We start from the raw sequence: 14,050 nt of genomic DNA on the forward strand, positions 1-14,050 counted from the left end.
GGCGACGCAAACGACGTCGATGCTGCGATCGTTCGTTGGCGAAAAACGATTACCGAGCAATTACCCGATTTCAAGGTCGCTGCCGACGCCGTCGCCAGGCTGGTTCAACAACCTTTGCTGGATTGCGAGATGCCGTTTTCAAAACTTCGCGTTCGCGGCGACTCGATGTGCTACCTGGTTCCATGGGCCGCGCTTCCGGCGGTTCATCATGACGGTTACTGGATCGAACAGGTCGCGATCGAATTGGCCAGCGATGTGGGTGGCACCAACATTATGGCCAAAGCTCCGAAGCACACAAACTCGTCACTGCTTGTCGCTGGCGGGATTGATTACGGTCCCCTCACTTCCACGTGGCCGCTGCTTCCCGGTTCGCTGCAGGAAGCAAAACAAGTCGAAGCATTGTTTCATCGAGAATTTCCCAAAGCTCGTGTAAGGCGGCTGTCGGGCAGTAAGGCCACCGAAGCCGCATTGGCACGCGGCATGGTCGGGCAAGATTTCATTCACCTTGCGACGCACGGATTTTTTCGCCGTGAGAACATCGCAGACGCGTTTGCGATCAGCGGTGCCACCACGCTGCTGAGCACTGGATTGATCGTGGCTCCGGCAACGGCAACTCCTGAAACCACCCAGGCCTCGAAAACAGCCAGCGAAGAAGACCAATACATGACTGCCGCAGAAATCCGGCAACTGGATTTGTCGCGGGCGTCGCTGGTGATGCTCAGTGCGTGTGAATCGGGACTTGGGCATGCCCAAGCCGGCCAGGGGATGGCCGGTATGTTTAGCAGTTTCCACGCCGCCGGAGCAGAGCACGTGATCGGAACCCTATGGCCGGTCGACGATGCGGCCACCGTGGCGTTTGTCGAGCGATTTTATGACCATCTGTGGCAGCGTGGCAAAACGGTTACCGAGGCGATTCGCGGAGCCCAAATCGACATGCTTTCCTCGGCGGATTCCGGTCTCCGCAGCCATCCCTATGCCTGGGCCGCGTTTGTTTGCAGTTCCCGCTGACGAAACAGTGGAAATACGGTGATAGGCAAATAGACTAGAGAGCGATCCCCCCAGGACACTGTCACGCGTCTCCACCAACAGCCGAGCTAATTTTAAGATGAAACCGCTACGAATCGCTGCATTAGTTTGCACCGCCCTCTTTTTCGCCAGTGCGGGCGAAGCCCAAGCGGAGGGTCTGTTTAGCCGTTTGCGAGCGGCGAATCATCGCTCGTCAATCTCGACTCAGCCATGGTCATCGCCGGCAAATTCACGCTCATGGACAGGCGACTACCGGACTCGGAATTTGAATAGCCGAGCGACACGATTACCGTCAGGCCGTAGCTACTACCAAGGCCGCTATTACGGCAACTTCAACAACCGTTTCTACGGTCCACAGTACGGCTATTTTTAGGGCTTGGTGGCAGTCGTCGTCCTAGAAAATCATTTTTTGGACGACCGAGATTCGGGGACTCGTTGCCTCGTCCACTACGGTGGTTTGTTTACCGGGTTGGTTGGAAACCTGAGATGTCGATGATCTTGCCGTCGACGACGAATCGGGTTTGTCCGGTCCGCCGCGAGTAGTCTTGCAATTGATCGGCGACCAAAGTGGTAAACGCGGCGCGACGAAGGAAGTTTAACTCCTTCACACCGACGCCCGTATTGGCAACCGATTCTGGCACTTTGACGGTGGGCGATTGAGGCAAAAACCGCGGATCCGTGTCGTCGGTAAACGTGACGTCGGTATTGGGTTGGACGAGATCATTGGCGTCGTTTCCACCAGGATCTTTGACAATCAATCGGTCTTGATCGCTGCGACGGATGGTAAACGTAATTCCACTGCCGCCATCGCTGGTCACCAAAAATTCCCCCAGGGCAAACGTTGCCCCTGAATTGAACTGGGCTCGTTCATCGACCAATGGCGTGTCGCCCACCACGGTCGGTCCGGTGGGATCGGCTCCGATCAATCCGGTCAACCCGATGTTGCTATCGAGTGCTCCTTGCGCTGGATCAGGAATGTTGTATTGATCGAGTTGGATTAAATGGGAATCAAAACCAGGAATATCGATCACGGTGGGCGTCGCTCCGGTTCCCGTAAAGAAATTCGTCAGCACTTGGCTGCTTGGTGCCGCCCCAGTACCGATCGAAAAGAACTTATCTGCCGCTCCGGAAAACAGGGTCGAGAACTCGGCCGAAGAGAGCTGGACATTGCTAAACGGCAATCGATTCTCGGCAGTCACCAGGTGGATCGCTCCTGGGAACGGATCGCCTTCGGTGAATGGACCGGTTTCGCTGAGCGGTTTGATGTCGTAGTCGACTTGACCTTGAAACGTCTGTTGATTGGCGTCACCAAAGATCCCGCCCGAAGCGAACGTTCCGGTGGCACTCGAAAGCGACCCCAGACTCAGCGAGCTGCTTCCAGCAAACGTATTGGTGCTTGCTCCGATGCCCATGTCGGCGTTGCCGCCATCGTCGAATCCGCCACGTGTCGCTCCGGGTGTTTGATCGGGAGTCAATGGATCTTGTGCAAAACGAGGATCATCATCGTCCTCTTCCTCGGGGAAGAGCGGGTCGGTTGGCGAGAGTCCGTCGGCAGGCGGAAATACATCCGACGGTGATCCGGTGACACCGCCCGGCGTCGAGGTTGCCGGGGGCTGCAGCATCGGGCTGGTTTGCAGCGCCGCGGCCAAGCGAACTTGTGCGGCTTGAAAATTCCAAGCAATGGGCGAAGCCGATTGCAATGAACCTTCCGCTCGTACTTGATACGAACCACGTTGTGAATTGCGTCCCATCGAGCCTGCATCGAGTCGGTGTAGCACCGAACCGGCGACCAATTCGTAACGCATTGTCCGCTCTGATTGGTCGACCTGAACGATCGCTCGTTCGAGCCACATTTCCGCATCAGGGCTAGTCAGATGCAATTTCGATTCGCCGTCGTGCACCAAGCGAGCCTGGCCTCGATCGAGGTCCACCAACCACTGATCTCCCGATCGATTCAACGTCACCACGGCGGCTCCGCCCATCGTGATCGCCGGCCCTTGCTTTGTCGCCAGCGTCAGCTTTGTCGTCGCGGCGGTCTCCAGCGTGTCGCCCAATCGCAATCCGGCACCGCGTACGACTTGGTAGGCATGTTCGCCTCGATACAGTGTCGCGTCGCCATCACAATGCGTCACCGTACCAATCCAACGAGGATCTGACTCGGGATACGTTGTATCGCTGGACTGCGCCATAACACTCGATGATGCCAACGCAATCGCACAGACCATTGCGGCGCCGAATCGGATAAAACTCATCATGAATCCTTTCATCTCTGTCACAGCCAATGTCGCTGATCGCTCCGCGATCTTGCGTTGGGGCATATTGGATCGAGTTGCCGTTTGATCGCGGAGCGACCAACGACGAGGGTTAAAGCGAGAAAATGAGCTGCGTGCTGACGATGTGTCGGTCGTAGTCATAGAACCGAACGCCAAACAGGTTTTCGGTGTTCGAATCGTTATTGATGTAGGTGTAGTCGAACCGCAAACTGACCGGAGCCACAAAGTTCCTTTGCAATCCGGCGCGAACTTCGACTCGTTCGTCATCGCGTGCTCGGTCGTAGAAGTCCAAGCTGTTGGGATTGGCGTAGTCGTCCCAGACATAACGCACATCCAAATCCGCAATCCACTGACGCGGCAAAGGACGTTCGATTCGTCCGGTGACCATATGGGTGTTTACATCAAAATCCGATCCATCGGCGTGTCCCTCGGCATATTGGTACCCACCATACACACGTCCATCGCCACCAAAGGTATACAACGCTTGCGTGATCCCAGTGCGATGAATGTCGGTGCTTTGGTTTTGCGCCGGAATGAGAAAGGGGGCACGACTATTGATGGGATTGAATTCGTAAAACAATGTCGTGTGTCCGCGAGACCCAAGCCATGTCATGGACGGAGTCAAACGATGTTCGTCGGCGAATCGATCGCTGTCGACCAACGTGTGATGGTATTCGTACCGCAATGCACCGACCAAATCTTCGCTCAACAATGCGTTGGTGTAGGCACCGCCCATATAGTCTTGAATATTGAACTCATTCGCATCAACCTGGAACGTATTGTAGGTACTGCCAACAAGACCAAGATTGAAATCTTCGGTCGACATCAATTGCAGATCCAAGAACGAAGCCATCAGAAACCGATAGTCGTCGTGATCGAAGTTCGACCCGAGCCCTGAGAACCGAGGCTGTAGCGGCACGTTGCTGTCGTATTCACCCGCAAACAGAATTGTAAAGTTGTACGGTTTGCTTTGGGCCGAGGCTCCGCCAAGCGAGTCACATCCGTCGTCGTAGCGTGATCGATTTTGAATGCCTTTGATCGGTTCACCGATCGTCAACCGGCGCTGTCTCACGTCCACAGGAACTTGCATCGCCACGGTTTGAATCTGAGCCACGTCGTCTTCGTCGTAGCCCGCTTGACGTAGCGAATCGTGAGCCCGCACAGGATCATCTTGTCGCAGGATCGCCAACCCGCGGACGTAATGCGTGTAAGCATCATCCTGGTTCGCATCAAGATAGATGTCGGCAGCAGCCTCGGCCGATTGCGGTTGATCAAGGTGCAGGTGTCCGACTGCCAAGAACTTGTGCGTTTCAGGCGGCGCATCATCACGATCCGCGATCAAGCGAAGCGTCTGCATCCCCTCGTCCACCTTGCCGTTTTGCATCATCCACATCGCCGACGCGTACATAGCGGCGGTGTCATCACGATCGGGCTCGCCGAGCGAATCGATCGCTTTCTGATTGTCGCCGTAGAGCGAATCGGCAATTGCCCGCTGCAACCGCAATTCGCGCTCGATCGGATCGATGTCCTCGGACAATTCGATGGAGGGGGCGATCGCATCGGTTGGACGTGTTTCGAGGATCGATGTCGGCACATCGACATGCGAAGCTTGAAGCTCATCCGTGGGAACCCAATGCGGCTGATCGGCGACTCCGGCCGTCGTTCCCAACAAACACGTCATCAACGCCACAGAGCTACGCCAGCTTGGGAATCTCGACGGTGTTGACCTGTTTCTAATCATCACAATTTCCGTTATTCGATCCGCAGCCGATTCGAGCGAATCGCGATGGAACGTTCTGTTTTGCTGATTTTGCGACCCTTGGTGGTCAATCCGATTGCACGGATTGCGCCTAAAGATAGTTTCGGAACAGTTAGAGAGTTTTCATTACCAAATTGAGGGGGCAAGTAGCCATGGCACCCCCAAAAGATTGCCAAACCCGACAAGCGGAACCCTTCAGGGGGTTTAGGCAAGCACGGAAAGGCTGTCTTTTTGGTAAATTTGGGTACAGGTTCACCCCCAAACGGACGTCCGCGTAATTAGATTGGGGTGGATTTAGCAGTCATTCCGATTTTGACGTTGAACCGAGAGCGCCCTGATGTCCCCACACCCGTCCAAGAAGAAATCCACCCGCAAGCGAAATCGACGTCATACACTGGTCTTAGAACAGCTCGAAGACCGCCGATTGCTGGCATGCGTACCCGTGCAAGGACAAAACGGCACATTCACCCCGCCACTTCCAACGCCCGATGCACATCAATTTGCGATCACGTCAGTAAGCCCTGCCACTGTTGCTTCCGTGAATGCGACCGAGACAACGAATGTGTACACGGTGTCAGGATCATTGAGAAACGACAACTTATCCTTTAACAGTCTTCACGGCGGACTCGACTCGATCCGAGTCGATGCGGTAGGTGGCGGAGTTTCGTCAACACAGCAAAGCATTACGTTGTCGAGTGATACCACACAAATTGACTTTACCATCTTGGTCACAGTGCCACTCGGCAGGACGCAATTCGGATACGAGGTATTTGCTGGACGTCCTGGTGCAGACAACGGAGTACCTGTCGACACAACGATGACGACCGTTTGTGTCAATCAATCGCCAATGGCAAACAATGATTCGGCGTCTACCAATGAGGATACAGTCGAAACCGGAAACGTCCTCTCCAATGACACAGATACAAACGCAGACAATCAAGTCGATGACAACATCCCTTTATCTGTCTCACGAGTAAATGGCGTTGCAAACTCTGTGGGCACAGAGATTTCGGTCTCAGGTGCCCGGTTAACAGTAAACTCGAATGGGACTTTCAATTTCGACCCACGAGGTGCCTTTGACCATTTGCAGGTGGGTGAAACCCAAAACGTCAGTTTCAGCTACCGTGCATCGGACGGAATATCGTCGTCTGACACCTCAATGACAATTTCAGTGAGTGGTGTCAATGATCAGCCGGTAGCGACGCCGTTTACGTATAGCACAGACGAAGACACATCACTTTCCGTGTCTGCGGCAAACGGACTGCGAGCACGCGCATCCGACGCAGACAACCCTGACACCGATTTGACTTTCGCAGTGACAACCGATGTGCCTACTTCCGATGGGACACTGACACTCAACTCGAGTGATGGTAGTTTTGTTTTCGATCCAGCAAAGGATTTCAACGGGAATACCAGTTTTCAATATACTGCCAGCGATGGCTCGCTGACATCTTTGCCTGCCACGATCACAATCTCGGTCGATTCGAAAATTGATGCACCCACGATCACCAATTTCGCCTTAGACTCGGGCGTAATTGGCGACAACACAACAAACGCAACCCAGGTAACCTTTACGGGAACATCCGAAGCAAGTGTGCCAGGCGACACGGTTGCGATAAACATCTTTCGGCGAGCCAACGACGAACTTGTTGCGACGGCAATATCCGACGCCAATGGTGATTGGACATCCAATCTTTCATTTGCATCACAAGCGTTCATTCCCGACGGCGATTACACCTTTTATGCGACCGCCACCGATAGTTCTGGCGTTAGCCCTGAAAGCCTCGAATTCAGTATCACCGTGGACACGGCCGCTCCTATCCTTAACAGCAACTCTCTCGTTTCGGAATTGCGTTCTCAAATCGTTACCGAGCCAATCATCTTTAATTCGAGTCAGTCCGATGGAACAGATGACTTGATTGAAGGATTTGATATTGGCGATGTGTTGCTGCAACGGCAAGGTAACAACACGAACTTACTACCTTCCACTGCCACGTTCTCATCCACGAATCCCGACGGCGATGGCTTTGCAAGCACGTTTGCTTTAGACGGATTGTTCGACGTGAATGCCAATGTCCCAGCCTCAAACAACACCGGCACCTATACGCTTTCCGTACCTGCAGCAGGAAGCGACATTACGGACCGCGCGGGCAATTCAATTCAAGATAGTTTTCGTCAGACATTCGCGATTGACCAAACGTCTCCGGTGTTTGCAACAAATTCGCCAATACTGCAATTGCCAACAATCGTAGGCGATCTACCAGTGCCAGTCGTGCAAGTCAGTCCGAACGGGACCGCCAATGTGCGTATCCAAGTCGATGCGATCGACCAGCAATTCACAGGGTTCAGCAATGATTTGACCTTCGAGTTGGTCGATGTAGCCACCGGAACGGTGCTTGACCGCATCGCCAACGTCCCCATTCCTGCGGGAACTGCGGACGACTTGGCGTTTACGCTCCCTACACAGACGCTTGGTGCTGACTTAGCCCCCGGTCAACACGAATTACGCATTGATGTCCGCGACGCAAGTGGAAACCCACAATCAAATGCTAGCGACAGTTCAGCTTCATCTGCAACGCTAGAACTCTATGTGTTTCATCCACAAGCTGCCACGATGGGCTCTCCGAGCACGCCTGTGGTGACGACAATGTTCGATATCCAGGAACAGCTTAACGAAGTCATCGGTGTAGATTCGAATCAAGCGATCCAGCCTTGGCAAATGTCGTTCGACAAGACGACTCAGACCGTTTGGTTTGCGTCAGAGAAAGCTGGAACCTTGGCACAATTTGATCCGGCCACGGGCGATTTCGTTGTCTTTGACGTCAACAAAATCCAGGATCCCAAACTCAGCACCATGCTTGCGACTGCCGCAAATCCAGGCGACACGTCCATCGTGGTCGATCAAGAAATTACCGTTGGTGACACGCTGACTATTGTGGCTCAAACCCAATCCGAGACGCGGGTTGCGACTGCGGTCACAGCGATTGCCAACACAAATCAGTTCCGCGTCACACTCAATTCGGAGCTTCGCAACAGCCACGCCAACGGCACCACCGTTGAGATTCGTGACACCGGTGATAACCCACACGGTATTTTCTTTGATTTCAATACCCATTTGACCCCTCGAATCTTCACCGCACATCGCAATGCTGGAGGCGTGAATGTCAGCCAAAATCAAGAAGAAGGAAGTGGCAAGCTAACTTATATCGATATCGGCGACGAAGAGCTTGTCTCATTTGATTTCGACGAAATTCAACAGCGTGTTTTGCCCTCGGGAAAAACCGTGCAGCAACTGCTCGCTGAAAATGGAATTCGCAAAACATTCTCATCAGGAAACACCGGAGACTTAGGAAAGCTGGATGCCTTTCACGCTGCGTTTGCTGACGTCACAGGTGACGTTTGGGTCTCGGTGCCCGAATCACAAGTGCTGCTTCGATTCGACTTTGACGGCACGGATGCTAGCTGCGGCCTTGCTTGTGACATTGCCGATCTCACCATCCATCCACTTCCGCCCGAATTGTCTGGTGATTCCGATCAACCGTTCAATCCCCATGCTTTTCAAGTCGTGGTGGATGATCGCATCGGCAAGGACGAGAACAATCAATGGGTTTGGGCGATCGATGTTGCTGGATCAGGTCGTATTGCATTGCTGCGGCCTGGCGTCGGTCCCGGTGGGACTGATGCGTGGACGACTTGGGATTTCGCTCCAGCGAATGTCTCTGGAACGTTTGTTCAAGTCGATGACAATGAAACACCGGGAATTCCTGAAGACGACTCAATTATCGCTACCTTTCCGGTGTCCACCGTACCGACTAACGGTGGTGGAGGAGGAGGAGGTGGTGGTGGTGGCAAGCCCGCGAGTGCCGTGGCGACCGCTGGTGTCGTTCAACACTTCTCCCTTGCGGCCCCCAGATCGCCGCTGACCTCGGCTGCCAAAGTCAAAACGTGGACCTTTCCCAAGATCCCAGGCAGTGTTGCCGGAATTACGAACGCTGGCGTCATTCAGCCCTTTGTCGATCGTGGGGGTGAAGTGTTTATCTCAGATCGTTTTGGTAGCGTAATTCGCTTTGATCCCCAAGAATTCCAAACTGACATCGAGTCTTTCTTTTCCTCTGATTCGAGTGTTGCAGCGGTCTCCATTGCTCCGGCAACCCCAATCAGCGTTGGTCGAATAGAGCCCACCAGCATCACCCCCTTCAACGAGAACGTTGTTCAATCATTCACCCTCGACAACGCAAAGATTGTCGACCACCTTTCATCGGCTCATCAGCTGGACCGGTCGATTCGAACCGGTGTCGATCAATACGAACTCGCCGGAACCAACGCTACCAATATCTTTCTCGACTCTCGTGGTCCCGGTGCCTTTCGCGCAGCTTTAAACGCATCCAACGTGCTTTACGAATCCCTTTCGCAAGCGGAAAAATTGAGCGTGACGGTATTCGCCGAATCGACTCGCCGCCAAATGAGCGCGGTCGCAAGTCCGTTGCCAGCTCCGACAGGGGCGATTACACAAGCACGTATGGCGTTCCAAGTGTTGCGAAACGGCAGCTTGGTCTTGACCGCTCGCGGTGATGCCATGATCGCCGATGACCAAATCAACCTTCACAACCTGCTAGATAGCAGAATCGACACTTCTGCTAGTGACGTTGCGAAATGGCTGATCGAAGGCGAGGCGAACGCGATCGCAATGCCCAACGGACAGGTACATGTTATGGCACGCTCAGCACTCGGCGGCGTCGTCCAGTTCACCTTTACCCCAAGTGGTAACGATTGGGAACACAACGATCTGATTAACGCTACGAATTGGTCCGCAAGACATATCGATGTCCCCGGTCACATCTTAGCCGAAGACGTGGTGCCCGCAGGCCCGCTCGGCTTTTCGGTCACGACGACGGATGGTCACTGGTTAGCAATTTCTCTTGACGGATCGATTCGTGATATCACCCAAGAAAGCGGAAACGTCGCCGCAGCACGTGTCTATTCCGCAGTTGGGGTGACACAAACGGCAGAGGCTTTGTACGGTTACGGAACCAATCAGACAGGCAATTTGATCGAATACCGAATTGACGGAAACAATGTTGCGGTTCGACAGATCGATGCGGAAAAACGCGAAACTCGCATGCTGCAAAACGTCCGGGCATTGACGATTGACGGAACGCGACATGTCTTCGCCACCGATGGCTTCTCGCGACTGGTTCGTTACCAAATCGACTCAAATGGCGTCACTCAGGAAAATGTAACTCAAACCACGGTGGATCAAAACCAAGTATTTGGTTACTTCGACTTCGAAGAACCCTTTGGCGGTCGCGTCTATACCTATGTCGCACCGTTGGTCGAAGACGATGGCACGATTCGTGTCTATGGAACCAACGGGGGCGAATTAGTCGAGTTCACACTGCCGCCCGGCGGACAGTGGCGCGTCGCCAATTTGACCAACGATACCAATGCCACATACGGCGCCGACGGCCCTGGGTATCGTGTGCCTGCCAACGCCGTCTTTGGCAGCCCCACCGCCTATATCGATGACAACGGAGGCCGGCATATTTTGCAGATCAATGCCGAAGGCGAAGTCGTCGAATACTATACCTACGGCGACAAACTGTTCCCCAACTCAGTTGACGCGGACCGCATCAACAGCCAAAACGTCAACTTTTTTAGTGATAAGTCGCCAACCGATTTGGCGGCAGAACTTCCCGAGAGTGTCCTGAACGCATTGGCCACTTCCAACACCACCCTTGCCACCACGACGACAACCACCACCGAGACAACAGCCGATACAACGACGGAAACCACAACCGAGACAACTGACGACACACCGGCGCCACGTGTCGCGATGGCCGAAGACGTCAACCAAGACGGTACCGTCACCGCTCACGACGCCCTGTTGATCATCAACCATTTGCCGCGAACCGTGGGCGCCACCACCGCGTCGGGCGAGCAAACGACCAGCAGCCCTTTCAATCTGGACGTTAATGGCGACACGCAGGTGACCGCATTGGATGCACTGCGAGTGATCAACTATCTAAACAAAGCCAGTACACAAAGCCAAGCTGAATCGATTGCAATCGATATCGAAGACGACGATCCACTGCGTTGGCAGAGCGAAGTCGATGACGTGATGGGCGACCTCGGCGAAAGCCAACTCTTTTAACTCGCGTCGTCATTCCGTTTGGTGATTTCTAACAATTCCGGACCAGTCATCCGGAACGCAGCTTCGTGCGGGCACGCGTACACGCAGCTTGGTTTCCCATCGATGCTGCGACACAAATCGCAGGTGGTCGCTCGCTGCTGGACGACCGGCATCTTCTTACCTTCGACTTCCTGATAAACCGTCTTCAGCTTGCCCGACGCATCAACTTCTTGCTTGGGAAAGCCGTGCATGTTGATGTTGCCGTACGGACAATTGTCGGCACACAATCCACAACCAATACAGTAATCTTCGATCGCGATCTCAAGCGAATCGCCGTCACGGTGAATCGCATCCACGGGACATCCGACCAAACAATACGGATCCATACAAGACCGGCAACTGCTGGCCACCAGGAACTTGTCGAACCGCAATCCATCGCGAACCAAACGCGTCACACCTTCATGCGTATCGGCGCATGCTTTGGTGCATTCGTCACACCGCGTACAGCGTTCCAGATCCAGCACCAATAAGCTTTGGGCTAGATACAATCCTTGATCGAGAAAGTCTTCTGATTCGACCGCCTGCAACCGACTTCTCGCTTCGTCGTCTTTCTCGAGAATCAGTTTCGCTTTGGCAGCGAGTGTGCTTTTGAGTTCAGGAAACTGGGCGAGCAGGTTGCGGAAATCTTCGCCGCGAATGCGGATCAACTCCACATGATCCAGCGCCGAACAAGTCGCGGTACGCACGCCGGGGCGAACGGTCCCGCCGAGTGAATCAGCAAGCGTATCACCGATACTCGACAGCAAGCCGATCTCGCCAAAACCGTTACCGGGACCAAGATAGCTGAGCACTCGCTCGTCGCGACCATATCGCTGTGTGACCTTAACAAAGCCCAGCTTGTTGACGTAGTAATCGTCGGCCTGATCGCCTTGAGCAAAAATCACTTGCCCAGGATCGACCGACACCAGATCGGCTTTGTCTCGTAAAAACTCGGCCGCTTGTTTTCGTTGTTGATCATCGAGCGAATCAAAGATGGGCAACGATTCAATTTGTCCCGTCAGCGAATACTTGCGATAAGCTCGGTCCAATATTTCGCGACTGACTTCGTTACGCTGCAACATGTACAACACATTGCGTTTGATCTCAAGCACTTCGGAGGTTTGAGTCGCGACGACGGTGGCACTGCGTGGATAACGATTCATACACGTCATCTCGCCCAGGATCACGTCGTCGCTGTTTCGCAAGATGCGTTGGTTTTCATCAAGTTGAGCCGCGCTGACATCGGCCAGCTTTGCTCGTCCGCCGACTTTTTCGACCACGGTTTTCAAACCGCCCAGCCAACCGAACAATCCGCCAGCGGATCGGTTGCGAACCGCCCCTCGCGTGGTCGCCAAAAAGATCTCGAACTCGCCGCTGAGAATGATGAACGCGGTCGAACCGTATTCACCCTCGCGGCACAACACGTCGCCCTCGTGCAAAATCCGACGAACCACCGCAGCCCCGTTGAATTGCAAAAACTTGTAGGGAATCCCGGAAAACAGCGGATAATGGATCAATTCATCCGCCGTCACGATATCGCCATCTTTGTTCTCAGCGACCATGTCATCGCGAACCCGTTTGACCTGGGTTTCGATGAACGACGGTTGGAACTGCAGGGCACCGGTCGGGCAGCTGACGGCGCATTCACCACAGGAAACGCAGGTGCTTTGCCCCATCGGATCTTCGAGATCAAAGGCGATGTGCGAATCGTAGCCTTTGCCGCCTCGACCGATCACATTGTTTCCTTTGACCCAATTGCAGCCTCGCTGACAACGACCACACATGATGCATTGATCATGATCCACGGCGATCATCTTGCTGCTGTCGTCGTGCCCACGCTCGAGCGATCGAGGTGAAAATCGAGATTCGCCAATCTCCATCCTCTGGGCGACCGCAGCCAACTCGTTGCCGGGCGCAGACCACTGCGAGCTGGGCAAGTGATCGGCAATCAGCAATTCAACCACAGTTTGGCTAGCCGCTTTGACTCGAACGGCGGCGTCTTTGTCGGCTTCGCTTTTGATCGTGTTGACGATCATGCCGTTGGACACTCGCTGGACACAGGACGGAACGAGTTGTTTCCTTGGTCCACGCCGAGTCATTTCGGTAGCTTCGACCAGACAGACGCGGCACACGCCCACCGGCGGCAGGTGTTCCTTATGACAAAGCGTTGGGATCGGATGTTCGTCGCCGGGTTCACGTACAAACGCGTCGCTGGTCGCATCAAAGATCGTGGTGTAACGCGGCTTGGGGGCACCGGTTGCATCACGAATAATATTGCCTTGACTGTCTCGTGTCGGCACCGCTTTTTTGACCGTCACCTCACGACCATCAATTGTCAATGTGACATCTTCGTCTAATTCCGATGCGGTCGCTTTATGGACGCGGACCAATTGACCGTCGACGTCACGAGCGAACAGACCTTCCTGTTCCGCGACGACTTGTCCCGGCAATCCGCTGATATCAAAGTTGACGCTTGCGACGTCTTTGGGATCGATTTCGTTACTCATAATTTCGCCACTTCCGACGTTTTGTTACGACACGCTTGGCGAGCCAAATCAGGAAAGAATTTCAAAAACGTTTGCAGCGGGTTGCTGGCAACCTGTCCGAGGCCGCAGATGCTGGTCGCTTGCATCACCCCGCTCAAACCTAAGGCGATCGGTTCGAACGTGTCAAACTCTTGTTGTGTCACATCCCCGGCAAGCAACCGCTCGCCCATCTCAGTGACCTTCTCAGACCCGATACGGCAAGGAACACATTTGCCACAGGTTTCGTGCGATAGAAACGGCTGTTGGCCACCGCTTCGGCCAACACATTGCAGCCCGT

At 54.1% G+C, this 14,050-nt stretch carries 7 protein-coding genes; 3 read left to right on the forward strand and 4 right to left on the reverse strand.

Features of this window, described 5'->3' with window-relative positions:
- Both RMSM_RS12480 and RMSM_RS12485 read left to right on the forward strand, forming a co-directional pair.
- Positions 1 to 1,008 (forward strand): CHAT domain-containing protein (locus RMSM_RS12480; RefSeq protein ID WP_040766097.1); only part of this gene is annotated, 1,008 nt, incomplete at its 5' end.
- A 97-nt stretch (positions 1,009 to 1,105) separates the two neighbouring features.
- Entirely contained in the window at positions 1,106 to 1,399 is a 294-nt protein-coding gene (locus tag RMSM_RS12485) for a hypothetical protein (protein WP_008696273.1), read from the forward strand.
- A gap of 88 nt (positions 1,400 to 1,487) precedes the next feature.
- Here RMSM_RS12485 and RMSM_RS12490 read toward each other — a convergent pair whose 3' ends face one another.
- Positions 1,488 to 3,440 carry a hypothetical protein gene (locus RMSM_RS12490; protein WP_160168283.1) on the reverse strand — a complete coding sequence of 651 codons (1,953 nt, stop codon included), beginning with the start codon at positions 3,438 to 3,440 and terminating at the stop codon, positions 1,488 to 1,490.
- The gene (locus RMSM_RS12495; RefSeq protein ID WP_144057595.1) at positions 3,391 to 4,980 is read right to left on the reverse strand and encodes a hypothetical protein; all 1,590 of its coding nucleotides are present in this window, start codon (positions 4,978 to 4,980) and stop codon (positions 3,391 to 3,393) included. Before RMSM_RS12495 ends, RMSM_RS12490 begins: the two co-directional genes overlap by 50 nt.
- Before the next feature lie 415 nt (positions 4,981 to 5,395).
- Between RMSM_RS12495 and RMSM_RS12505 the strand changes: the two genes are divergently transcribed.
- Positions 5,396 to 11,209, forward strand: coding sequence for a dockerin type I domain-containing protein (locus RMSM_RS12505; RefSeq protein ID WP_040766099.1), 5,814 nt, complete (start codon positions 5,396 to 5,398; stop codon positions 11,207 to 11,209).
- On the opposite strand, the gene RMSM_RS12510 is transcribed toward RMSM_RS12505, so the two are convergent.
- Both RMSM_RS12510 and RMSM_RS12515 read right to left on the reverse strand, forming a co-directional pair.
- Positions 11,206 to 13,734 (reverse strand): cyclic nucleotide-binding domain-containing protein, encoded by a 2,529-nt coding sequence (locus tag RMSM_RS12510; RefSeq protein ID WP_008696284.1) that lies wholly within the window; start codon positions 13,732 to 13,734, stop codon positions 11,206 to 11,208. The genes RMSM_RS12505 and RMSM_RS12510 overlap by 4 nt on opposite strands.
- On the reverse strand, positions 13,731 to 14,050 hold a 320-nt coding region (locus RMSM_RS12515), incomplete at its 5' end, for an NADH-ubiquinone oxidoreductase-F iron-sulfur binding region domain-containing protein (RefSeq protein ID WP_040766102.1). The genes RMSM_RS12510 and RMSM_RS12515, both read right to left, overlap by 4 nt.

The sequence above is a fragment of the Rhodopirellula maiorica SM1 genome (genome assembly GCF_000346295.1).
In the GTDB taxonomy this organism is placed as follows: Bacteria; Planctomycetota; Planctomycetia; order Pirellulales; family Pirellulaceae; genus Novipirellula; species Novipirellula maiorica.